The following is a 24,821-nucleotide window of genomic DNA, read 5'->3' on the forward strand; positions in this document are numbered from 1 at the left end:
AAGGATCAGATCGCAGGACTCGAAAAAGGTTCAATTGATTTAGGCAACAACGCCGTTACAAACTAGTGATAAGACCTCCTCAATAACGGTTACATTTCCACAACAGGTGAGCATGTTTTCTGTAAACCTTTCTAAGGAGTAACAGAGAGAAACTGGGGCACACCTCGGTTCTTTTGATAGAAACATGTACCAAATCAGTGAAACACAATGCATTAAAGTGTTATAAAGAGAGCATTAATAAAGTTACCCAGAATCTATGAAATTTCTATCAAAAGTCTCTTACTCCCTAGACGATAAAATCGCAGTAGATGAGTTGCTCAGCGGGGTGGAAAACCCTGACGATATTGCTTGTCTTATTTGCTACTGCACAGAAGAGTATTCGACACTCGCTGTGCAGAGATATTTCGTAGATGCTCTCCCGAACACTCCCATACATGGCTGTACTACTTGTCACGGCATTATGACCGAAACTGGTTTTCATTCTGGTCCAGTCATTGGCGTCCTCATTATTTATGACTCGGGGATCAACGCCTATGGTACGGGAATCGAACATTTCAGCGACTCCATAGACCGCAGTACCTTCAGCGCGATAGACAAAGCACTCAAGAACGCCAACCGAGAAGGTGAAATTCCTGATCTTATCTTGCTGCATTCCACACCGGGTAACGAAGAAAAGGTGATGGCGGCTATCGATAAGAAATTTGGTACTGAAGTGCCAATTATTGGTGGCAGTGCTGCAGACAACCAGGTTTCCGGAAATTGGAGTATCTTCACCGAAGAGTCGCTGTCTATAAATGGTGTGTCTTTAACGGTAGTGTTTGCGTCTCAGTCCATCTATTCCTCTTTCAGCGCGGGTCATACGCCTACGCGGTATTCAGGCACCGTGACCAAAGTAAGAAACCGAATTTTGTTGGAGATAGACCACAGGCCAGCCGTCACCGTTTACAACGAATGGACTAATTTCCACTTAGATGGCAGTGATGATGGCTACATATTCGAAAAGTCGTCAGTCTACCCATTAGGCAGGAAAGTCGGCTCTTCTTACGATTACCCATATTTCAAATTGTCTCATTCGATCAGAGAGACGGAGTGTAATGGGATTGAGCTGTTCACAGACATCAGTGAAGGCGACACCATCTACCTGATGCAAGGGTCTAAGCAGCAGTTGATTAGCCGCGCCGCGAATATCATTCACTCCTCATACTACAACGACATGGATCTTGAAGAGAAACTAGGGGCGATCAATATCTTTTGTGCAGGCCCAATGTTGAACCTTAAACAAGATATGGATGAGGTTTGTGACCAAATAAATCAAGCACTTAATGGGCTCCCATACATATGTCCATTTACGTTTGGTGAACAAGGCAGGCTCTCTGGTGGCGAGAATGCACACGGGAATTTAATGGTATCGTCTGCAACGTTTTATAGGTTGAAAAAGTAATGGGTTCTGAAGGTCAAGAAGCGCTGCAAGAAGCACGTATTGAACTGCAAAAACTAAAAGCCCGTGAGCGAAAGCTGGCTGAAGAGAACAGGGTGATCTTATCAACCATCTCTGCGATCAGTAAGGCAAGTAACATATCTGAGATATTCTCCAGTCTCGAGTTCGTGCTCAAAAAATACATTAAGTTTGATGACTTTATCGTGGTATCAAGGGTAGGGAACGAAGGCAGTTTCAAAACCCTGCTAAGCAATAACAAAGTCTTCGAACAGATGAATTGGAGTGATTGTGGCAAGTTATCTCGAGTGATCAATGGAGAATGCGCCATCCTTTTTGAACCCAAGTCTCTGGGTGAATTCAATTCCTTACATCCCATTATCCTCGATCAAATCAACTCTGTTCTAATTACTGGTATCGATAGCGGACTAACACAATCCGTCATCATCTTTATCCACTCGAATACCAAGCACTTTAGTATTGAAACTAAGGCCACACTAAACCGTTTTCGACCGTTGATAGAGCGTGCTGTTTTCGATATTGAGAACAAAGAAAAGCTTGAAGCAACCGTTCGAGAACGTACCGCAGAGCTTGTCACAGCAAGAAAAGACGCAGAAAGAGCCAACAAGGCCAAGTCTGAATTCCTCGCGATGATGAGTCATGAATTAAGAACACCGCTAAATGCCATAATTGGCCTAATAGACACCCTAAAATCCACATCATTGAACGAAGAACAACAGTCTATACTGCTTAATATGAGCACATCATCTGAGCTATTGCTGGCAATTATCAGTGACGTATTGGATTTTTCTAAGATTGAATCTGGGTGTTTCTCGTTGGCTCCTCAATGGAGCAACGTAAGAGACACTGTAACTTTTGTATTATCTGAACAAAAGAAGACAGCAGACGATAAAGGTTTGCCGCTAACAGTAACTAGCGATATCCCTGAAGGTGAACTTCATTACATCGACCCAAGTCGCTTGGCACAGATCCTATTTAATTTGATCGGTAACGCGATTAAGTTCACTGAGCGTGGGCATGTCCATGTTTCTATAAAGTACCAGCAGAGCTCTTTCTATATAACGGTGGAAGACACAGGGATTGGCATTAGCTCGCAACAACTTTCGTCGCTGTTCAGTCCATTTGTGCAAGCTGATAGCACAATCACACGTAGATTTGGTGGCACAGGTTTAGGCTTGGCCATCACTAAAAGACTGGTTGAACTGATGCGCGGGCGCATATCGGTAAAGAGTGAGCCTGGAAAAGGCTCCAAATTCGAAGTACAGTTGCCAGTGCTTACTAGAGTTACGAATAATCTGGCTAACAAAGAAGACGAATCTTCACGAGAGTTAAGAAGCCGTTATTCAGTGTTAGTTGTCGAAGACAATCCAACGAATCAAATGGTGATAAAGTTAATCCTTACAAGACAAGGCCACGAGGTTTTCATCGCAAGTAATGGTGAAGAAGCGATTGGCTTTATTGAAAGAGGCAACGAATCAATAGACATTATCTTAATGGATGTGTCGATGCCGGTCATGGATGGATTAACCACAACCAAATACATGAGAGACGCAAACATCAAAACACCAATCGTTGCGCTAACAGCACACACATCAGTAGAAGACAAATGTTCGTGCTTAGATGTCGGCATGAATGATTTCGTGACCAAGCCAGTAAGAACTAAAGAGATCACAGAAGCAATTGATCGATTAATGCTTGAAGTCTAATAAACGTATTCTTAATCGAAGATTAGGAAATATGTTTATTAGGTATTTTATGGTAAATAGCCTTACTGTTAAATAGAACATCGATTTGGTAGATAAACAAGAGGCAGGGCATCGCACAAAGATACCTGCCTTATAAATACCAAACACCATTTAACATAATATACATAATACGCACCAAAAATGAGATTGAAATCTGAGAGGTTTCAGGGCCTGTTACTCGCGTAATTTTACGTACAGCGCCGCATGAATCTATCTATTTAATTACTGGCTGGCTTTGACTCCGCGTTAATTGGATTAAATCGTGATGGCTTTATCACATGTCTGCTCAAACTTAATTAAGACTTCTAATTACGGATGCCTCTCCAAAGTTAGTCCAGAGTCTCTGCTGGTTGAGTGTTAAAAGCTATTACCCTGATTTTGCTTACCAAAAAAAGAACCTAGATGATTAACGCTTCCACTAACTCTCGGTCTATTGTCCGTACTACCAATAAACTGAAAAGACTTGGTTACTCTTGTTCGCTAGATTTAACGGTCCCAAAAGACCAAGCGAACTCCCGAATCATCTAGTCTTGTTTACCTATGTTGGCTTGTTCTTCACCAAATTGAATCAACTATCAACGTCATCAGTAACATCCGTACTCGTTTTTCAAACCACTAACTTTGAATTTTCTGATGCCCAACGGTCATTGTTACCAAACTGCGTTGCCATCCAAAACGAACTTCTATAAACGACTTGGCTAATCGCAAGTTACAGTGCAACATAAATTCTATTAACCTCTGTCTGGACTTTATTAACTTGTCTCATAACTGCGATAATGACACTTCTATTACCAACAAGTCTTTAAAATCAGATCTTTAGGCTAGTTCTCAATTAGTTAGAGTATCTTTTGTTTGTTAACATATTCTGGAACAGAATAACTTATTATCTTAGAAGGCTTTACATGAAAATCAGTACAATCGCCCTATCGCTATTCACCGCTTTTTTTGGCATCAGCTCGCAGGCGCTTGCTAGTGAAAACGAAAACTCGCCTAGAGAGCATGGTCATTTTTATGCTGGTGTTGATATCGGCTTTTATAATGAAACTGAATTAGAATATCGTGGCAGCGCCATTGAAGATTCATCTGATCTATCAGACTTTAGCTATAACTTGGTTGGAGGCTACGAATTCAATACACATGATGTCGTCAAACTGGGGCTAGAAGCCGAGTACCGAAAAATCGGAAAAGTTAGCTATAACGACTTAATGGATATTGAAGGCCATGCTTTCTTCGTAAACATTAAACCAAAGTTTATTGTTGAAGGTGACGTATTAGATCTGTATGTATCTTTATTAGCCGGTGTTGGCTCTATGGATATGGAAGCGAAAGCTTTTGGAGTATCAGACTCTAAGTCTGAAGCAGCCTACCAAGTTGGTGCTGAGCTTGGTGCGATGGTAACAGACAACATCGATATCCATATTGGTTACCGCTATGCAAACGTTGAAATTGAATCCATCGATGTGTCACCTCAAACCGCTTACCTAGGTGCAAGGTACCACTTCTAAACTTGATTCACTCGTAGGCTCAATACTACTAAAGCCGTCCTTTTAAAGCTCGGCTTTAATTTTGATCACCTATTTCCCTACTCGACCTCTACTTTGACAAGACAATTCAACCATAAATAAAGTTACGTTGTATCTTCTGTAAAAAGTTACAACTTGAAAGCTTTGCCCTAACGCAAAATAAACCACTTTAACAGGCTACTATTTCGTGTTTAAATTTTTATCTATCAAACAGTTATACGAATAAATTTGGTGATTAAGCAATCAAATGCTATGCATTCAATCCTTAAAAGTAAATTAAAGTGTTAACATCAGGCAATTTTGTAAACTAGGTGTTTGATATGTTGCCTAAACTTTATAAGTTCAGATCGCTCCACGACAGAAACATACAATCTATTTCCGAGTGTTCGTTGTGGTTTGATTACGCTAAAACTTTTAATAACCCTTTTGAATCTAACCACGCATTCAACAAAGAGCTTCAACAAAACTTTAAGATCATGTGTTTCTCTCAGTCGAACGACCACCCAATACTATGGTCGCAGTATGGTGACAACTTTAAAGGCATGTGTATCGAGTATGATCTCAACTGCTATAACGGCGAGGCCAATCTCAACTGTTTTGAAGTCCAGTATGAAGACGAACCGAATATGTTCCGCCCGGCATCGCTAAGAGGTTTACAAACATCAAGACTGGGAGCTGAGATATTCAAAATTAAGCATTCTAATTGGCGTTATGAAAAGGAATACCGCTGGGTATTACCTGATGACGAGATGATCGGAAATAAACTCTACCTTAATAGAGAGTGCCTAAGCTCGGTGATTCTGTCAGAGCACGCTCCTGCCGACAGGAAATTGAAAGTTCTGATGACTTGCCAGCGCCTTGGTATCCCTGTTAAACACGCAATAGCAAAGCAAGAGTCGTTTACCTTCGAAGTGGTCAGTTAAGTAGAGTGTAATCCTACTGTTTAGCGCCAAAACAAGACATTCACATAAAGTTACAGCGCAACAAAAAAGAGAGCGACATTAATGAGACTCTCTCTTTTTATTACATGTTCACCGTAAGCTTTCCCAATCCTTTATCTTGCATCTGCTCAATCGTCGCGATAGACATTTGAACAGTTGAAAACCAATAAGGTCGGTGCTTAACGTTAAATAGTTCACTATTATCTAACGCCTCGAAAACAGAATATTTTCTACCTTGAGCCAAAGCTGCACCATAAACCGTTCGCTCAAGTACTGGAATGTCATTCACTTCCTCTAGAAGTGCCCTCTTGATGAACTGATTTCCAGGGCTCCAATCTATAAATTCAACGAGGTTTTTTAGTAGCTTAAGCTCTAGCTGCTCGACCATTGATTCAAGAAACTGTGTGTTTGGCATCACCTCAGTACAAGCATAATATTCGTCATGCTTGTCACTTGCTTCACGATAACCAAGCATCGTTTTTACCAATGCGTCTTCAAACGTTGAAGAAAAGTGGTTACAAATTAAAAACAAAGGCAGAACTCTCAACACACCAAGTAAAATACCTACGTTAGGATCTTTAACCGACGTTTCTTGAAGTCGAATTCGAGTCGCATTTGACGTCACGACCAAGTGTTGCCAAACCTTAGGTGTGATGTGTTTAATGTTGCCATCATTCCACTTAATCAGCTGTTGACTCATTAACAATGGGAACAATAAACGACAATTTTCTATTCCTATTTGTCGTGCTGCAACTTTTGGATCGAGAATTACCTTAGATTTCTTTCCATATTTCTCTGAAAACTCTTGATTGGAAACAAACTCGATTAAACTTGAGCTCAATGGCCTACTTTTCGCGGATATTTCATGGAGTTTGGAAAAGTTTAAAGATGGCGAATACGCAACACTAGCGAACTGATTGTAATCGGGTAAGTCTGAAAACAACGAACTTATTAAGGTACCTTGAAGCTTCTCAAGCATTAGCGCAGAAGCGGCATTGCTGACATCATCGATAACGTATCGTAAGGTTTGTTGCTTCGCGTCGACTTTTTCACGATGAGCATTGACTCTATCCTGCTCGCAGCGCAATAAAATACGTTGATTGTGAGATATGCGGTCAGATTCATCAAATATGACACTATCACAATACCTATTTTCCAAACTTAGTAACGTGTCTACTGTAGATTGTGCGAGCTTATATTCAGGTGAGATTAACCATCGATTAAAGCGAGCTTCAACATTGATTGAGACCTTCCTTGAGATCTCAACTACTTCAGGGGTATAACTTTTATTTGCTAACAACAACCGTGACTTTCCTTTGCCGTAAATGCTCTTGTATCGGCATATCCTGCCTTTATAACAAAACTAATATTAATAGAAATTAGAGATTGGTTCACGAAATTGTTTCAATAAAATTAAGGATATTTAGTTATAGTGCGTTGAGAGTGGCTAGTGTGTGATATGTAGCCGGATATACTTTTCTGGAAAGCTGTATTTGAACCTTTTCTTCGTCGGGAGGTGTTTTTTCGCCTGCTTGCAAACTTTACTATCTCCAGACGTTCTCACCTTTTTGATTCTTGCATAACCTTTAGAGTGCTTCATCTCAATCATCAGATCGCAATAACCCTCGAAATCAACATTACTCTTGTTGAGCCCTTTCATGACGGTGACTTTTATCTTTTTAGCTACAGGATTAACCAATGCATCGTCGGGAAAAGCGACTGGGGATAAAAAACATAATAGTAATACTAGATATCTCATACTGCTCTCTCTTTGTTGAGGGTGAGAACAGTATGCGGAGATTTAAGAGAAATGAAGGATTAACTTAGTATGAGGATTGACCAGCTAACGCGTAACTCTCAACGATTACGCTTTCTTTGAGCCTTTAGACTTAAAACCATTATGCGGGAACACGTTACGAATACGTTGCTGTACGTTTTTAGGAACATCTTTAGTGAACTTGAGATTGTAACCAGAACGTTTTGCATACACTTTTAGCTCGCCTTTAAAGGTATTGTTATGACCAATCTCTTGAAGGTTGTGCTTAAAGCTCGGTGGAAGATGCCCTTTAACTTGTTCGATCGCCCCGTCGCTAAATTTAATTTTCAATACCGGTCGGTCGACTGCTACTAACCAAAAAACTAATACCGCACCGATTAAGATTACGTACATCATAATGTCACCACTACTGTTGATGGTTATTTATCGTCAGAAAGGAGCTTGCTTAAGTCTTCTTTGAGGCTAGTCACCGTCTTGCTGGCCTGTTCACTACGAGACGCTTCGCTAACCAAATACTCGATGGCATCTGAGAGCGTACAACCTAGCTCGTTCGCACGTTGAGATAGCTTTTCCCATACACGGTAATCAAGGTCGATTGATTTCTTCTTTGTATGAACTTGTTCAGCATTGAAGTGGCGTTTTCGCTTAGCTCTGATCGCTTGTTTAAGCTTGTTATCGAGCTCAGGAGACATGTTGTTAGATATCCACTCAAGGACACCTGTAGGTTGGTGTTCAAGCTTCAATAAGGCTTTAACAGCAACGTCAGCTTCACTTGAATCTATGTGGCAGGTGATCGACTCGCCTTCTTTCCATTTTTTGACCAGATAGTTCCATTTCCAACCACATTCCAAGTTTTCAAGTTGCTGATATTTCATGTCTAATCTCGAGAGTTAATCCTAGTGACAGCGTAACCCAAAATAGGCAATTTAACAATTATGATCTTGAAAGAATAGACCAAGATCATACTTATATTAGCTTAGTGATTAGTAACTACCACATAGAGCTACAAGCGAGATCGGTTTTTCTATATACTCCCTACCTCATTATCATAATCAGAAACTTAAATGACTCAAGTAGATTGGCGACATGTTACGCCTCAGTACGACGAATATAGCGCTCAATTAGAGCAATTCCCTGACATCTCGCCTTTCCCGTTTTCAGATATTCAACATAGATTCAAAGATGCGTTAACCCGCTTTGTCCGTTTGTCTAACCTTTCGCGTGTTTTACTTGTAAACGCTCCAGACAATTCGATCTATCGTCAAATGATTGTTGAATCTCTAGTCACTGCTTTAGATGATCACACTCTACCGGTTATAAAAACTGAGTCTTTAAATGCTGTCTCTCTGTTTGACCAAGTTCAGTCAAAAGACGGTAAGGTTGTAGCGACAAAGCCCGGCCTACTGGCTAGAGCAAACAACGGCTATCTGATCGTTTCAGCAAACTTGATCTTGGCAAACCCTGGAAGCTGGTTACTACTTAAATCAGCACTGCTTGGTGAAGCCGTAGAACCAATCAGCAGCAATCCAGAGCACTTGAACCAATCCCCGACTTTGCCTTTGACTTACAACATTAAGTTGATTGTTGTTGGAGACAGAGCTCAACTAGGTGACCTTGATTACCTGGACAGCGATATTCAAACCGGTTTTTGCCTATTTAGCGAAATTGAACAAGATATCAAGCTCTCTGAAGAGACTTTGACTCAATATCTTGGTTACCTTAAGTGGCTTCAACAACGCTATGAATTGCCAACCATCACGCAACAAGCGTTGACGGGCATTCTCACGGCCGGAGCAAGAGAGACTGAAGATCAAAGTTATATTCCATTATGCCCTATTTGGCACAATGCGTTATTGAACGAAGCTCTGATTGAAGCCGACAATGGTGAGATTGATATTCACCATATCCAACAAGCTCAACAGCACAAATATAACCGCGAATCTTACCTACCAGAACGCGCCCTTGATGATATTCGAGATGGCCAAGTCATTATCGAAACCGAGGGCGAACAAGTTGGTCAAGTTAATGGTCTGACGGTTATCGATGTTCCAGGACACCCGATCTCTTATGGTGAACCTGCACGAATTTCCTGCGTTATTCACTTTGGTGATGGGGATATTGCCGACGTTGAGCGCAAAGCCGAGTTGGGTGGTAATCTTCATGCTAAAGGTATGATGATCATGCAAGCATTTGTGAGCAGCGCACTAAACCTTGAAGATCCGTTGCCATACGCTGCTTCTGTTGTGTTTGAGCAATCGTATTGCGAAGTAGACGGCGATAGTGCTTCTCTTGCTGAGCTTTGTTCTCTGGTGAGTGCTTTGTCTGAATACCCTATCAATCAACAAATTGCGGTTACAGGTGCAGTTGACCAATTTGGACGTGTGCAAGCTGTTGGCGGGCTAAACGAGAAAATCGAAGGCTTCTACCATGTGTGTAAGCACAACGGCTTAACAGGCGAACAAGGTGTGATCCTTCCAAGATCGAACTTAAGGCATCTTGCACTAAAGCCTGACCTTATTGAAAGCATTAAGAATGAAGAATTCCATATTTGGTCTGTGTCTAATGTAGACGAAGCAATTCCTCTCATTATGAACAAGCCATTTAGAGACGATGAACAAGAAAGCGTTCTGAGTAAAATCGCGGAACGTATTGAAAACTTTGAAAGACATGAGCACCCTATTGGAATCGTTGGACGCATTAAAAACTGGTTTGTCTAGTACTGATCGGACTTGTTTAGCGTACACCTGTTCACTAATATGCACCTATCAAAAATCGGAGTAATTGATAATGCAAAACAAACGTGATTCTTACACTCGCGAAGAGCTTCTAGCATCAAGCCAAGGCGAACTATGGCCACAAGGCCCTCAACTACCAGCACCGAACATGCTAATGATGGATCGCATCACTAAGATGTCTGAAACTGAAGGTGATTACGGTAAAGGTTTAGTTCTTGCTGAGCTGGATATTACTCCTGACCTATGGTTCTTCGATTGTCACTTCCCGGGTGACCCAGTAATGCCTGGTTGTCTAGGTCTTGACGCAATGTGGCAGCTTGTTGGCTTCTACCTTGGTTGGGTTGGCGGCGAAGGTAAAGGCCGTGCTCTAGGTGTTGGCGAAGTGAAATTCACTGGTCAAATTCTACCTACTGCGAAAAAAGTAACTTACGAGATCCACATGAAGCGTGTTGTTAACCGTCGTCTAGTTATGGGCCTTGCGGATGGTCGCGTACTTGTTGATGGTAAAGAGATCTACGTTGCTAAAGATTTGAAAGTTGGCCTTTTCCAAGATACGTCAGCATTCTAATCTAATAGTTAGATTTTTAGTAAAGCAGCCCATGGCTGCTTTATTTTCGTTCCAATAAATTTAGTTATAGTGCATTAAAGTATCCCGTATTAAGCTTGAAACAGGATAAATCCACCAGCGATACGCTTATGATAGCGAAACTAGAATGCTACATAGCTCTGGGAGTCTTTGTGTTGTTCTGAAACTAACAAGGCTCCAGCCGTTGTAATCAACAGACAATGGAGCCCTGACCTTGAATTCTTTACGCCCTATCTACTTATAGAGACCTGATTGCTTGTCATCTTTGGCGTCACGCCATCCACCTAACCAATAAGACCGAGAATCCATTTGGCTATATGGGCAAGCTTCTTGCGACCGTCCATTTAAACCAGCCTTGTAGCCTTGAGATTGTGCTCGTTCTAGTCGATCACGCTTTTGTCTCTTCATAGTGCAGTCCTCATACGGGTGTTCCATTTACTAACATACAATGATTACAACTTTACGGAGTTTTTGTGACTCCAACTTTAAGAATCGGTCAAATTTTCACTTTTCTCAAGGCGAAAAAAAGCCCGAGTTCAGAATTGTGAACTCGGGCTCAGGAGATAAAATTATTTAAATTTTCTACGGAACCCTAATAGACCAAGAACAGTCAAAGTTAACCAACCTAGACTACCGCCTTGACGATCAACTTTTTCTGTATCAGCGCTGCGAGTTTGGATATCAGCTTTACCTTTACCAGCGATAGGAATCAACTTAACAGCAACAACCTCTTCAACTGCATTAGTTGCTGCACCGCCACAATACGAGTTATGTGACGTTGTATCGTATGGTTGTGTTGTTCCACCAACGGTACACTTGATAGCTGTAGCTGAGATCACACCTGCATCATTGATATCGGAAGCATCAATAATTCTGAACTTGTTGTTATCTCCAGACGCGTTGCCGTCATTTGTTAGATCATCTAACCACCAAGCTTGGCCATTAAAGATGTCTACACGACGCTCATCTTTCGAGGAGTCGACATTGTATGGGTAGATAAAGCCTCTATGTCTACGCTCACTACCATCAACTTCACGAGTCGTTTCCGCATCAATTTGGCCTACAAATTCATTGTAGTTATTTACCGCTTTAGCTTCACCGCTTGAGCCACTGAAGAAGATACCGCCAGACAAATACGTTGCTGTTGGGTTTTTAGCATCCGTTACAATAAAAGGCTTATTACCTGCACTACCGTTCTCTGGCACATAACCATTACGTTTGGCATAACCAACAGCGAACAAGTTGTCGTTAATATCAGTCGCGACAGAGTTACTGTATCTCGCATCATCGTTAGACGAGCCTGACTTAACTTCTGCACCACTAATAACTTTCGTTGTCCAAGAACCTGAAATATCTAATGAGTCACTCACAAAGACACTAGCGTTCATGTCTTGAAGATCGCCACTACCATCAACTGTGTTATAGCCTACACCATAAAAAACAGAGCTTGACGTATCAATTGCAATTGACCGCATGCTGCCTTGGGCAAAGTAGTCACCTTGTTGGGCGTTGCCACCTCTAACCCAATCGATTTCCTTTGTATCAGTTCCATCCCAGATTGCTGCTTTTGAACTAAATGTTGTATCCGATGTGCCTGTCTTAGGCCCTTCCGTAGATACACTACCTACGTTATAAACAGTACCGCTTACCGTTATCGCTCGCCATGCACGCGTTTCAGAAGATCCGGTAGGTTTCGCTGTCGTCGTAAGCAACGCGTTATTGCGAATGTCGCCTTCAGATTTAACACCTAGCGGTTGAGCATTATCATCTAGAGAGTTAATTACCGTATTACGAGTGTCAAAAGTATCACCACCTTCTACAAATGCTTTTGCATTGACGTAAGTAAGGTCATTTCTTTCCTTACTCCAAGTATCGTTCCAACGGTTTTGCGCCCAGCTTTCACATGTAGAATATCCTAGTTCTCGGTAGCAATAGTTTTCGAAATCATCGAACTCTTGAATGTATTGGAACGGAGCATCCATGGCAAAAGGCACTTCTTCGCGATAACTTACAGCCTCGACCGTATTGCGAGTTTCACCAGCTAATTTAAATGTCGTATCAGCACAGTTAGTTGCGGTAGCGTCAAAACATCCTAGTGCAAGGTCGTTCGTTCCGTCTGTAGCAGTACCAGGCTGAATAGCTACACCGAATATCTCTGATGTGCCAGTAATCGAAGGCGTCACTTCAACTACCTTGTAAAGCGCAGCGTTCGCGTTAGTTGCAGCAAAAACTAATGCTGCAACTGTTGTTAATTTAAATTTAGTACAAGTCATTATTACTTCTTAACTTTCCTGTTGTAGTGCCTCGAGCTCTTCCCAGCGCTCAAAAGCAACTTCAAGCTCCTGCTCTGCTGCAGATAGCTTATCTAATACTGGTTGTGTCTGCTCTACAGATTTTGAAAAGAAGCTTGGATCGTTGACTTCTTCCTGAAGAGTTTCAATTTGAGTTTCCAATTCTTCCAAACGCATTGGTAGCGCTTCTAGTTCTCGTTGTAGCTTATACGATAACTTCTTAGGTTTAGCCTTAACTGGCGCAGTTTTGGGAGTTTCCTCAACTACTTTCTCAGGCTTTGATGGCTTTTCAACCTGTCGGTACTCTAATGCTTGCTTTCTTTGCTGCTGAGCATCGTGGTAACCACCAACAAATTCTTCAATAACGCCATTACCCTCAAAGATCCAACTTGTCATCACTGTGTTATCAACAAACTGACGATCGTGACTCACTAAAAGCAGCGTACCCTGATAGTTGGCAAGCAAATCTTCTAAAAGTTCCAAAGTTTCGATATCTAGATCGTTGGTTGGCTCATCGAGAATCAACAAGTTGTTCGACTTAAGGAAAATACGCGCCAATAACAGACGGTTTTTCTCACCACCAGATAGTGCTTTAACAGGAGTGCGAGCACGTTTTGGAGAGAATAAGAAATCTTGTAAGTAGCTTAGAGCATGACGCTCACGGCCACCTACGGTCACTTCTTGCTTACCATCCGCGAGGTTATCAATTACAGACTTCTCAGGGTCTAGAATTTCGCGGTATTGGTCAAAGTAAGCGACTTCAAGCTTAGTGCCACAATGCAAACGACCTGAATCAGGCTTAAGCTGGTCAAGAAGCAGCTTAAGTACCGTACTCTTACCACAACCGTTAGGACCAATCAGAGCGATACGATCGCCACGCATGATGTTGAAGCTGAAGTCCTTAACAATTTCTTTGCCTTCAAAGCCAAAGTTAAGATTCTCAGCTTCAAATACAATCTTGCCTGAACGCTGGCCATCGTCGATTTGGATAATCGCTTTGCCCTGCACTTCACGACGGCTCAAACGTTCTTCACGTAGCTTCTTAAGCGCACGAACACGGCCTTCGTTACGAGTACGACGAGCTTTGATGCCCTGACGAATCCAAACTTCCTCTTGAGCAAGCTTCTTATCGAATTCAGCGTTTTGCATTTCTTCAACACGAAGCGCCTCTTCTTTCTCAACAAGGTAATTTTCGTAATCGCCCGGGAAAGAGCTCAATTTACCGCGATCAAGATCGACAATACGTGTTGCCATCGATTTAATGAACGCACGGTCATGCGAGATAAAGATGATTGAACCGCGGAAGTCTTTCAGGAAGCCCTCTAACCATTCAATGGTTGCAACATCCAAGTGGTTAGTCGGTTCGTCGAGTAGAAGCACGTCAGGGTCACATACAAGCGCACGAGCAAGTGCCGCTTTACGTTGCCAACCACCAGACAAATCTGTCAGTTTGGTTTCAGCAGTCAGCTTAAGTGCTGCCAATACGTTACTTACACGATCTTCAAAACGCCATGCATTAGCATGATCCAGTTGTTCTTGAACGCGAGTAAGGCGGTTTAGATTCTTTTCACTTGGGTCTGTCGCGATGAGATCCAGAAGATCATGATAGATCTTCAGCTGTTCGCCGATTTCAGCAAGGCCACCAGCAACATAGTCATAAACTGTACCTTGTTCATTACGCGGTGGATCTTGTTCTAGACGAGACACAACCACATCTTGCGTGATTTGCATCTTACCGTCGTCCATGATGATGTTTCCAGATAGGATTTTCATCAATGTCGACTTACCAGCGCCATTGCGCCCTACTAAACATACACGCTCGTTTTCTTGCAGCACGAAGTCCGCACGATCTAATAATGGGTGATCACCAAACGCTAATTGCCCATTATGAATTGTAAGTAATGCCATTCTTCTTTAACCAATCATTAAGTTCTAACAAGCCAAATGGCCAGTTAAGCTCTGAGCTTTGAGAAAGGTCAGAGCTTTCAAATTTGAGCACCGGAATAGTGACCCCGTAACGGGAAAAGAGCTCATCATCAAATGCAATGTCAACAACGTTGACGTGATGGCTAATGTTTAACTGTTCCGTGAGTTGGAATGCCATCTCACATAGATGGCACTCTTCTGTACTGTAGAGAGTCAGCACTATATATCCTTATACGATCTCTTAACTACTTATGTGTAATCAACCAGCAGTTATGAATGTGCTTATTGCGAGAGAAGTCCAATGGAAGTGTCTTCGCTGAGATATTCTGAGCCTTAAGACCTAACTCATCTAGAGCTTCCAAGTCCATTTTGAAGTGACGCTTGTTGTTAGAGAACACAATCGTGCCTTCTTCACGAAGAAGACGTTTAAGGTTTTCCATCAGCTGAATGTGATCACGTTGAACATCGAAAGATTGATCCATACGCTTAGAGTTTGAGAACGTAGGTGGATCAATAAAGATCAGGTCGTAAGAACCCTGCTCTTTAACCAACCACTGTAAGCAATCAGCTTGCACAAATTGATGTTGACGACCAACACGGCCATTAAGCTCCATGTTCTGTTTTGCCCACTCAAGGTAGGTATTAGACATATCAACCGTTGTTGTAGAACGAGCGCCACCTACAGCAGCATGAACAGATGCACTGCCTGTGTAAGCGAACAGGTTTAGGAAATCTTTACCTGCGGCCATCTCACCGATACGACGACGAGTGATCTTATGATCTAGGAACAAGCCTGTATCTAGGTAATCATGAAGATTAACAATCAGCTTAACGCCGTATTCGTTCACTTCTAGGTTAGATGAGTCTTGAGCCATCTTCTGGTATTGAGAACGGCCTTTCTGCTTCTGACGAACCTTAAGAACCACATTGTTTGCTTCAACGCCCGTTACTTGAATAGAAGCACGGATGATATCGGTTAAGCGACGTTTTGCCTTCTCTTCCGGAACATCTTTAGGCGCTGCGTATTCTTGAATCACAAGGTGACATGGGTATACATCAATCGCTACATTGTATTCTGGTAGGTCAGCGTCGTAGATACGGTAGCAATCTAATTGCTCTTTCTTAGCCCACTTGCCAATTTTACCGATGTTCTTTTTAAGACGGTTCGCGAAATCAGGTGCAATCAATTGTTCTTGCTCGCCTGATGGACGCTCTGACATCGGACGATCTGAAATTGAGTAGTTCTTTTGGTGACACGGTAACGCACCGTTGTTCAACTTGAACTGTTTATCTGCACGCATGCGTAAGCAGCTTAGTAGCTCGTCTGAGCTAGAGAAGATAGATGCGTTACAGCCACCAAATTCAGCTTTAAGCTGTGCACCGAATGCTGTGTAAAGTGCAATAAGACCCGGCTCTGTACCTAAACGCTCACCATAAGGTGGGTTAGAAACAATCACACCATCAGTAAACTCGGTAGGACGCTTAAGTTTTGCAGCATCACCTACTTCGAATTCAATCAACTCTTCAACACCAGCACGACGAGCATTGTCACGCGCTGTTTTGATCATGCGTTCGTCATTGTCATAGCCATAGAACTTACATTCTACTTTCTTAACGCCACGACGGCCTTGGACGTTCGCTTCTGCTTTAACTTCAGCCCAAAGCTCAGGCTCGAAATCTTCTAGTGATTCAAAACACCACTTCTGACGTTTAACACCCGGTGCTAGGTTTGCAGCCATCATTGCAGCTTCAATCACTAACGTACCTGAACCACACATAGGATCTAAGAAAGGTTTCGTTGCATCCCAACCACTACGAAGAAGGATTGCAGCAGCTAGTGTTTCACGCAGCGGAGCACGACCTGATTCTGGACGGTAGCCACGTTGGTGAAGACCGCTACCCACCATATCAACACCAAGAATCGCTTTATCACGGTGTAAACGAACGTGGATACGAATGTCTGGGTTCTCTTTGCTAATAGAAGGACGAGGTAAAGACTTCTTCTCAAAGCAATCAACAACGGCATCTTTTACTTTCATCGCACCGTATTGGCTATTACGGATTTCGTTGTTCGTACCATTGAAGTCAACAACAAAACGCTTAGAGCTATGGAATTGATTTACCCAGTTAACCGCAGTGGTTGATAGGTACAAATCCATGTCGTCCATACAAGTGAATTCAGAAAGGACACGTACAAATCGAGAAGCCAAACGGCTCCACAAACAACAACGATAAATTTGCTCATTGGTCGCTTTGAATTTAACACCTGCTTGAACAGGTTTTGCGTTTGTAATCCCTAGTTGGGTTAGTTCTTCAACTAATAAATTCTCAAGGCCGTTTGAGGTAACCGCTAGATATTGATTCATAGTGTTCTTTTATTGATAAAAATGAGTTCGATTATACCTGAATTTGTAACTAGAGCATCACACTAAACACGTCTTTTCATTGAATCTTTCGACTAACTGGCTAGCAAATGCACAGTCTTGAAGCGATCGCTTACCCACATCCCCTTAGAACATAAGACCTATCAAACCAACTTCATTTCTGACCACTTATTAACCAAAGTAGCAATGTGAATTTATATTCACCTCAGAACTGGTATATACCAAAGGAGATTTATGGATGAAATTTAGCTACAAAAGACCAAAAACAGGGAATAAAGACGGTAGATTTACTCTTCTGGCGATGAAAACGGACAGAAATTAAGGTGAAAAAATAGTCGTAAGTTCACTATTTAAATGGTTAAGCCGTGATGTATTTATCAGGATGAGGTTTTTTAGGCACAAAAAAATCGGCTAATGAGCCGATTCTGAGGAAGGTTTATACGTTTGTGTGCTGCGATGCGTGGTTGAAATGATGTGCTAGATTAGAGGTTAACCTACCATCGCTATGTGTGTCTGATGAAGGATAGCGTTCGCGTCTACCATTCTATCGTGCATCACCTTGATTGAGTCTCCAAATCGCAGTCCTTTTGAAGGCGTTAACAGGAACTCTTCTAGGTCAACAAATGCACATAGGCTCGCACACTCTCCCACTTCTAATACAATGAAATACCCTAAGCTATGCTCGTTATTCATTTGTACAATATCCCCTTCTTGAGGATATTCATGGCCAGTACCTTGTGAGTCGAAGAACCAACTCTTAGGCTGTACAGGCTTATGGAAACGCTTTGCTGCCACACAATAGAGTGCTAATTCAGCTTGACGAGGCTCAGACAGTTCTAAGCCAGAAATTTGTTCTTTGAAGGTTTGGTATGAAGATGCGTCATCAACGGTGAATTCATTATCTCGAAACGCGCAGTCCACCAGCTTATTGCGGACCAGATTCGTTTTGAAAATCATATCCTCTCCGAGGTTTAGCATTAATAAACATTGCTGCTCATCGTAATACCAACTCCATGTATCGCTAGGTTTAAGCATCATTTCGTCTCACACTGTTGAACCATTCCATTAGGTAAAACGCAAAATTACCTTCAATTACAGTAATTTTACTGAGCAATAGGCAAAAAAAAAGAGGAAATGAATTCCTCTTTCTTGTCGCTTTTCTCTACAACTCAGTGAGTTACAGTGTCTCTTTTATTAAGACGATGCCAGATTGCGCTTTTCAGAAATAAAAGCGTCTTGCCGTTTAAAGATTTTTAACGATGTCGCCAACTAGGCCTGGGCCTTTGTAGATGAAACCAGAGTAAACCTGTACAAGCTTCGCGCCCGCCATCATTTTCTCTTTTGCAGCAACATACGAGTCAACACCACCTACTCCAATGATCGGCAGTTTGTCACCCAGCTCTTCGTGAAGTTTACGAACTACTTCAGTACTACGAGATTGAACAGGACGTCCACTTAGGCCACCCGCTTCATCACAATGTTTCATACCTTCAACGATTGAACGATCCAATGTTGTGTTTGTTGCGATCACACCATCGATCTTATTTTTGATCAATGATTCACAAATTTGGCGAATTTCGTCGTCGCTTAGATCCGGAGCAATCTTAAGAGCAAGAGGAACATATTTACCATGCTTCTCTTCCAGTTCAGATTGTTTCGTTTTAAGTTCAGACAATAGATCGTCTAGAGCTTCGCCGTATTGTAGAGAACGAAGTCCTGGAGTGTTTGGTGAAGAGATGTTCACAGCAATGTAACCAGCGTATTGATATACCTTCTCCATACAGATCAAGTAATCTTCAGCGCCCTTTTCAATTGGTGTGTCTTTATTCTTACCAATGTTAATGCCTAAGATGCCATCGTAGTTCGACTTCTTAACATTCTCAACAAGGTTGTCGACGCCTAGGTTGTTAAAACCCATGCGGTTGATGATACCTTCAGCTTCAACAAGACGGAATAAACGAGGTTTGTCGTTACCCGCTTGCGGACGCGGAGTCACTGTTCCTACTTCTACGAAACCAAAACCCATTGCGCCAAATGCATCAATACATTCGCCGTTTTTATCTAGGCCAGCAGCAAGGCCAACTGGGTTTTTAAAAGTAAGACCCATGCACTCTACAGGTCGGTGAGGTAATTGTTGGCGATACAAAAGATCAATAGGTGTGCCTGTGAAGCGCTTGAAATTTTGAATTGCAAGATCATGTGCCTTTTCGGCATCAAGTTGGAAAAAGCCAGTTCTGGCTAGACGGTAAAGCATTGTGCCTCCGATAGAAAAAAGCCCCGTGTAAACGGGGCGCTATTATTTACTTATTTACCCAACTATTCAATCTATTACTGTCTGTAAGGGTAAGATAATCAAGTTTGCTAACGAATGAGGTTCATTATTAAGCAAACGTTATCGTTTCTTCAAGTTATTAAGCCATTTCTAATCTCAACCTTAGTACAGCCATCAGGTCACTTAACAACAAACAACGTTTGCGTCGAAGTTTGTTCTTCAAAAGTCGTTAGGCCTATTGTTTCCACTTTACCGAAACGAAAAAGGCAGACCTTTTGGCCTGCCCTTATACTTTTTCGTCTTATCTAGTAACTAGTCTTTTGACATGCAGTTTAGATTCAACAGCATCAATTCACGCAGTGCTACTGAGAACTTAGCAAACTCATGAACAGAACCTACTTTGAATTCGTTTAGGATGCTTTCCCAACGATGTAGAGAAACAGAGTTACTTTCCATCCAGTCATCAAGCGCTTTAATCACATCGATATCTGAAGCACAACCACAGTTAAGTACTTGACCAGTTAACTGGCGTTGCTGCCAATCCAGATCTTCTCTGAATGCTGCACGCGCCAGTGCTTGCCAGTTGTTTTCTATAGCTTGGCCATTGATTTGCTTCAAGAACCAGTGCAGTGACAAACGGTCGCCTAGGTTGAAGTAAAGCTTAGACGCTTGCTGTACTGTTTTACCTGTTTCACGAGCCACTGTAGATATATCCAGTGCTGAGTACAGGCTAGACAAACGAGCCACTGAATTAGCCAGCTCAGCGTTTACACCTTGGTCAATCCATACTTGAGCCATTGCTTGATGCTCTTCTACTTCTGAAGCCACTAGGTTTTCATCCAGCTTCTCAGTAATTGCGACGACATCACCTTGGTAAAGCTCAATCAATGCATTCACTGACTGTTTACCGGTACGGTTTCTTAGCAACCAGCGTGCTAGACGACGAAGCGTACGACGTACATGGTAAAGCAATTCGTATTGAGCTTCAGAACTTGAGATGTTGTCCAGTTCACGGATGCTCTTCAATACCTTACCCAGGCCGTAGATTTCACGTGATGCCGCGTAAGCATTCGCAATATCAACGATGTTCGCGCCCGTCTCTTCTTGCAAGCGAGTCACGAAGTTACAGCCCATCTCGTTAACCATTTGGTTAGCAAGCGCAGTCGCAATGATCTCTGCACGAAGTGGATGGTTATCCATGTGCTGAGAGTAGTTACGGCGTAACTCTGTTGGGAAGTATTGCATCAGTTGTTGAGCATGGAACTCATCATTCGCAATGTCATCACTCACAAGATCTTCTTTTAGAACCATTTTACCGTAAGCGATCAATACTGATAGCTCTGGTCTTGTTAGTGCTTGGCCCTGCTTCTCACGTTCTAGCAGCGTTTCGTCATCTGGGATGTATTCCAAACCACGGTCTAAGTACCCGGCTTTTTCCATTGTGTGGATAAAGCGGATTTGCTCTTTCACTAAGCCTACACCTTGATGCTCAGTAACAGAGATAGACTCAGCTTGGCAGTAAGCGTCGTCTAGTACGATTTCACCTACTTCATCTTCCATAGATTCAAGAACTTGGTTACGTTGCTTAACGGTAAGATCACCATTAGACACCAAGCCATTCAAGAAGATCTTAATGTTAACTTCGTTATCCGAGCAATCTACACCACCAACGTTATCGACAAAGTCAGTATTAACTCGACCGCCCGTTAGAGCGTATTCAATACGACCCAATTGAGTCATACCCAAGTTACCGCCTTCACCAACAACCTTAGCTTTCAGGTCACGGCCATCGATACGTAGCACGTCATTTGCACGGTCACCCACATCGGTATGAGTCTCACTAGAAGACTTAACGTAAGTACCAATACCGCCGTTCCAAAGTAGATCAACTTTCATAGACAAGATCGCTTTGATCAAGTCGTTTGGTGCCATTGATGCTTTCTTGGTACCCAGCATTTTCTGAATTTCAGGTGTCAAAGAGATAGACTTCGCTCGGCGAGAGAAGATGCCACCACCTTGAGAAATCAGGTCTTTATTGTAATCTTCCCAACTTGAACGAGGCAGATTAAACAGACGGTCACGCTCTACCCAGCTTGATGCTGATTCTGGATTCGGGTCAATGAAGATGTGCATGTGGTTAAACGCAGCTTGCAAGCGAATGTGCTTAGATAGCAGCATACCGTTACCAAATACGTCACCCGCCATATCACCCACACCAATGGCAGTGAAGTCTGTGCTTTGACAGTTAATACCCATTTCGCGGAAGTGACGTTTAACCGATTCCCAGCCACCTTTCGCCGTGATACCCATGGCTTTGTGGTCGTAACCGTTAGAGCCACCCGATGCAAACGCATCACCTAGCCAGAAGTTGTACTCTTCAGCTACTGAGTTCGCTAGATCTGAGAATGTCGCGGTGCCTTTATCGGCTGCAACAACCAAGTATGGGTCATCTTCATCGTGACGAACAACGCTCTTAGGTGGGATAACCTCACCTTCAATGATGTTGTCTGAAACGTCTAGCAATGCACGGATGAAGCGCTTGTAACAACGTTGACCTTCAGCAAAGATCTCGTCTCGGCCAGACATCATGTGTTGACGCTTACAAACGAAACCACCTTTAGCACCAACCGGTACGATAACCGTGTTCTTAACTTGTTGCGCTTTAACTAGGCCTAGAATCTCAGTACGGAAGTCCTCTTGACGGTCTGACCAACGTAAACCACCGCGTGCTACTTTACCGCCACGTAAATGCACACCTTCAATGTCTGGTGCGTAAACGAAGATCTCAAACGCAGGAACCGGCGCAGGGATATCTGGAATCTCGCTTGGTCTCATTTTCAGAGCCAACCAAGGTTTAGACTGCTTATTCTCGTCTACTTGGTAGTAGTTAGTACGAAGCGTTGCAGTGATCATTTCCATGTAGCGACGAATGATACGATCATCATCCAAGCTTTCTACATGATCCAACTGTTCAGTGATCTTCTTAATAAGATCTTGTTGGCCTTTTACGCTGCCCTTCAGTTTCGGGTCAAAACGCTTGCCGAATAGGCTCACTAGCCCTTTCGCTAATTCTGGGTAATGAGACAATGTGTCTTCAATGTATTGTTGGCTGAATGGGAAACCAACTTGACGCATGTAACGAGCATAAGCACGTAAGATTGAGATTTCACGGCCAGAAAGACCAGCGCCAAGTACTAAGCGGTTGAAACCATCGCTGTCTAACTCACCCGCCCAGATTGCCGCAAAGGCTTGTTGGAAAAGATCGCGAGCTTCACGAAGATCAATGGTCTTATCGCTCTTGTGCAGCATAGAGAAATCAAGGATCCAATAGGTCACACCGTTGGTTTTACGCACTTCATATGGAGATTCACCGATAACGCGTAGGCCAAAGTTTTCAAGCATTGGCATAACATCAGAAAGGTGAATTGGCTCATCGCTGTGGTAGAACAACTTCAAACGAACGGCTTTTGAATCTGCCGCTTCTTCTTGAGGACGGTAGAAAAGCATACCCAGTTTGTTGTCTTCACTTAGCGCTTCTAAACGTTCAATGTCGGCAACAGCAGAACCTGGCATCATGTCTTCTTTGTACGAACGTGGGAATGCACGCATGTACTCTTTCGACAATGGAAGACCTTTGCTTTCACCGAAGTTTGCAATGATAGATTCAGACAGACGGTCATCCCACGTAGACGATACTTCCATTAAATTTTGCTCAATTGTTTTCACGTCCACATCCATGTTGTTGTTATCAACACGAACAATATAGTGCGTTCTTGCTAGCGGGCTTTCAGAGAAGTACGTTGTAAATTCAACCTCTTCTTCACAACCAAAGTACTGTTTCAAGATGCGCTGTGTTTGGCGACGAAGCTCAGTGTTGTAACGATCTTTTGTCACGTAAACCATGCAGCTAAAGAAACGACCAAACGGGTCTTTGCGAACAAACAGACGCAGGAGATCGCGATCTTGCATTTGAACCACACCGGTACCCACTTCAAGTAGCTCTTCTTCTCGTGCTTGAAGCAGTTCATCACGTGGGTAATTTTCAAGAATGTTGTGCAAAGCTTTGTAAGAGTATGAACCCTCACGGTAACCACTCGCATCTAAGATTCGCTCTACTTTCTCACGAACAAGAGGAATCGTTTCAACGGTTTGGTTATAAACGGCAGATGTGTAAAGACCAGTAAAGCGGTGCTCACCAATGACCTTACCGTTCTTATCGAACTTCTTAATACCAATGTAATCATTGTAAGCTGGGCGGTGAATGCGTGAAGCCGTGTTGCCCTTGGTTACGATAAGAACATAAGGCTTTTTCGCTTCAAGGCGTGCCGAATCAGAAAACTCAGATAACTTAACGTTACGTACACGGTCTGAGTTCGCAAACAAACCAAGACCTTGCTCCTTGGTCGGTTGCAGCTCAGTGTCGCCGTTAACTGAAACTAGGTCATATTCCTTATAACCCATGAATGTAAAGTTGTGTTGGCCTAACCAACGAAGAAACGCCAACGTTTCATCAAAGCGCTGGCCGTCTACTGGAATGCTCTCTTTTTGCTGTTCAACTTGATTGGTCACTTCTTCAAGTCTTTCAACCATCTTCAACCAATCGTTCACGACTAAGCTAGTGTCGGTAAAGATATCCAGCAACTCCGTTTTAAGTGCTGTCATTTCAGCTTTACTACTCAGACGGTCAACTTCGATATGGAAAAGCGATTGGAATGCACCTTCGTTATTGCTTACACCGACAACACTGCCCTTATCTGAGCGAGAGATTTGTGTTGGGTTATGAAGCATAAGGTGAGAAGAAAGGTCTAGGCGAGTCAATGCCATTTTTACGGAATCAACAAGGAATGGACTGTCTGGAACGACTATCTCAACGATAGTATGAGTAGACTGCCAACCTTGACGACTTACCGTCGGGTTGAATACGCGTACAGAGATTTCGTCGGCTTTCTTTTCATTGATGTGATGCCATAAGCTAACTACAGCACCATATAAATCGGATTCGTTTCTCTGAGTTAGATCGTCGTGAGAAACGTTACTAAACAAGTGTTGAGCAAGTTGAGTTACGAGAGGTCGATGAGCAAGGTCAAGTTTGTCTTGAATCAGCTTGTAAACTTTTTCAAGTAAAACTGGAACCACAGTTTCACGTGCGGTCATAGTCACACTCCACAATTAGAATTATATTTTA

Annotated in this window: 18 protein-coding genes; 6 read left to right on the top strand and 12 right to left on the bottom strand. The window is 42.6% G+C overall.

The genetic code is table 11. From position 1 onward, the window contains the following. Window positions 1–256 precede the first annotated feature (256 nt). From ACED46_RS09270 to ACED46_RS09285, 4 genes are all read left to right on the top strand, one after another. A complete protein-coding gene (locus ACED46_RS09270; RefSeq protein ID WP_017059646.1) occupies window positions 257–1,441 on the top strand; it encodes an FIST signal transduction protein in 1,185 nt (394 codons plus the stop codon). Next, window positions 1,441–3,162 carry an ATP-binding protein gene (locus ACED46_RS09275; protein WP_017059647.1) on the top strand — a complete coding sequence of 574 codons (1,722 nt, stop codon included), beginning with the start codon at window positions 1,441–1,443 and terminating at the stop codon, window positions 3,160–3,162. Before ACED46_RS09270 ends, ACED46_RS09275 begins: the two co-directional genes overlap by 1 nt. Before the next feature lie 941 nt (window positions 3,163–4,103). Continuing rightward, window positions 4,104–4,706, top strand: a complete 603-nt coding sequence (locus ACED46_RS09280; protein WP_017059668.1) for a porin family protein — start codon at window positions 4,104–4,106, stop codon at window positions 4,704–4,706. 338 nt (window positions 4,707–5,044) lie between these two features. Beyond that, the gene (locus ACED46_RS09285) at window positions 5,045–5,647 is read left to right on the top strand and encodes a DUF2971 domain-containing protein (RefSeq protein WP_017059669.1); all 603 of its coding nucleotides are present in this window, start codon (window positions 5,045–5,047) and stop codon (window positions 5,645–5,647) included. 100 nt (window positions 5,648–5,747) lie between these two features. Here ACED46_RS09285 and ACED46_RS09290 read toward each other — a convergent pair whose 3' ends face one another. From ACED46_RS09290 to matP, 4 genes are all read right to left on the bottom strand, one after another. Continuing rightward, entirely contained in the window at window positions 5,748–6,968 is a 1,221-nt protein-coding gene (locus ACED46_RS09290; protein ID WP_017059670.1) for a hypothetical protein, read from the bottom strand. A 144-nt stretch (window positions 6,969–7,112) separates the two neighbouring features. Beyond that, window positions 7,113–7,424, bottom strand: coding sequence for a hypothetical protein (locus tag ACED46_RS09295; RefSeq protein WP_017059671.1), 312 nt, complete (start codon window positions 7,422–7,424; stop codon window positions 7,113–7,115). A 105-nt stretch (window positions 7,425–7,529) separates the two neighbouring features. After that, window positions 7,530–7,838, bottom strand: a complete 309-nt coding sequence (locus ACED46_RS09300; RefSeq protein WP_017059672.1) for a DUF3634 family protein — start codon at window positions 7,836–7,838, stop codon at window positions 7,530–7,532. Between the two features lie 23 nt (window positions 7,839–7,861). Continuing rightward, on the bottom strand, window positions 7,862–8,317 hold the full coding sequence (matP, locus tag ACED46_RS09305) for a macrodomain Ter protein MatP (protein ID WP_017059673.1): 456 nt from the start codon (window positions 8,315–8,317) through the stop codon (window positions 7,862–7,864). 189 nt (window positions 8,318–8,506) lie between these two features. On the opposite strand from matP, the gene ACED46_RS09310 reads away from it, so the two are divergent. Together ACED46_RS09310 and fabA are read left to right on the top strand one after the other, a co-directional pair. Further along, window positions 8,507–10,159 carry a Lon protease family protein gene (locus ACED46_RS09310; RefSeq protein WP_048615970.1) on the top strand — a complete coding sequence of 551 codons (1,653 nt, stop codon included), beginning with the start codon at window positions 8,507–8,509 and terminating at the stop codon, window positions 10,157–10,159. Window positions 10,160–10,229: 70 nt separating this feature from the next. Then, window positions 10,230–10,745 carry a bifunctional 3-hydroxydecanoyl-ACP dehydratase/trans-2-decenoyl-ACP isomerase gene (fabA, locus tag ACED46_RS09315; protein ID WP_017059675.1) on the top strand — a complete coding sequence of 172 codons (516 nt, stop codon included), beginning with the start codon at window positions 10,230–10,232 and terminating at the stop codon, window positions 10,743–10,745. Window positions 10,746–10,997: 252 nt separating this feature from the next. On the opposite strand, the gene rmf is transcribed toward fabA, so the two are convergent. The 8 genes from rmf to ACED46_RS09355 form a co-directional block, all read right to left on the bottom strand. Further along, entirely contained in the window at window positions 10,998–11,171 is a 174-nt protein-coding gene (gene rmf / locus ACED46_RS09320) for a ribosome modulation factor (protein ID WP_017059676.1), read from the bottom strand. Window positions 11,172–11,332: 161 nt separating this feature from the next. Further along, window positions 11,333–13,036, bottom strand: a complete 1,704-nt coding sequence (locus ACED46_RS09325; RefSeq protein WP_371721320.1) for a DUF3466 family protein — start codon at window positions 13,034–13,036, stop codon at window positions 11,333–11,335. Window positions 13,037–13,045: 9 nt separating this feature from the next. Next, on the bottom strand, window positions 13,046–14,962 hold the full coding sequence (locus tag ACED46_RS09330; RefSeq protein WP_371721321.1) for an ABC transporter ATP-binding protein: 1,917 nt from the start codon (window positions 14,960–14,962) through the stop codon (window positions 13,046–13,048). Continuing rightward, window positions 14,940–15,200 carry a glutaredoxin family protein gene (locus tag ACED46_RS09335; protein ID WP_371721322.1) on the bottom strand — a complete coding sequence of 87 codons (261 nt, stop codon included), beginning with the start codon at window positions 15,198–15,200 and terminating at the stop codon, window positions 14,940–14,942. The genes ACED46_RS09330 and ACED46_RS09335 overlap by 23 nt, the downstream gene beginning before the upstream one ends. A gap of 25 nt (window positions 15,201–15,225) precedes the next feature. Beyond that, complete coding sequence (rlmKL, locus tag ACED46_RS09340) at window positions 15,226–17,346, bottom strand: bifunctional 23S rRNA (guanine(2069)-N(7))-methyltransferase RlmK/23S rRNA (guanine(2445)-N(2))-methyltransferase RlmL (protein WP_371721323.1); 2,121 nt, start codon at window positions 17,344–17,346, stop codon at window positions 15,226–15,228. Between the two features lie 507 nt (window positions 17,347–17,853). Further along, window positions 17,854–18,402, bottom strand: a complete 549-nt coding sequence (locus ACED46_RS09345) for a cell division protein ZapC (protein WP_371721324.1) — start codon at window positions 18,400–18,402, stop codon at window positions 17,854–17,856. 205 nt (window positions 18,403–18,607) lie between these two features. Then, entirely contained in the window at window positions 18,608–19,618 is a 1,011-nt protein-coding gene (gene pyrD / locus ACED46_RS09350) for a quinone-dependent dihydroorotate dehydrogenase (RefSeq protein WP_017063847.1), read from the bottom strand. A 330-nt stretch (window positions 19,619–19,948) separates the two neighbouring features. Beyond that, entirely contained in the window at window positions 19,949–24,790 is a 4,842-nt protein-coding gene (locus ACED46_RS09355; protein ID WP_371721325.1) for an NAD-glutamate dehydrogenase, read from the bottom strand. Window positions 24,791–24,821 lie beyond the last annotated feature (31 nt).

The organism is Vibrio sp. 1S139 (assembly GCF_041439475.1).
Classification (GTDB): Bacteria; Pseudomonadota; Gammaproteobacteria; order Enterobacterales; family Vibrionaceae; genus Vibrio; species Vibrio crassostreae_C.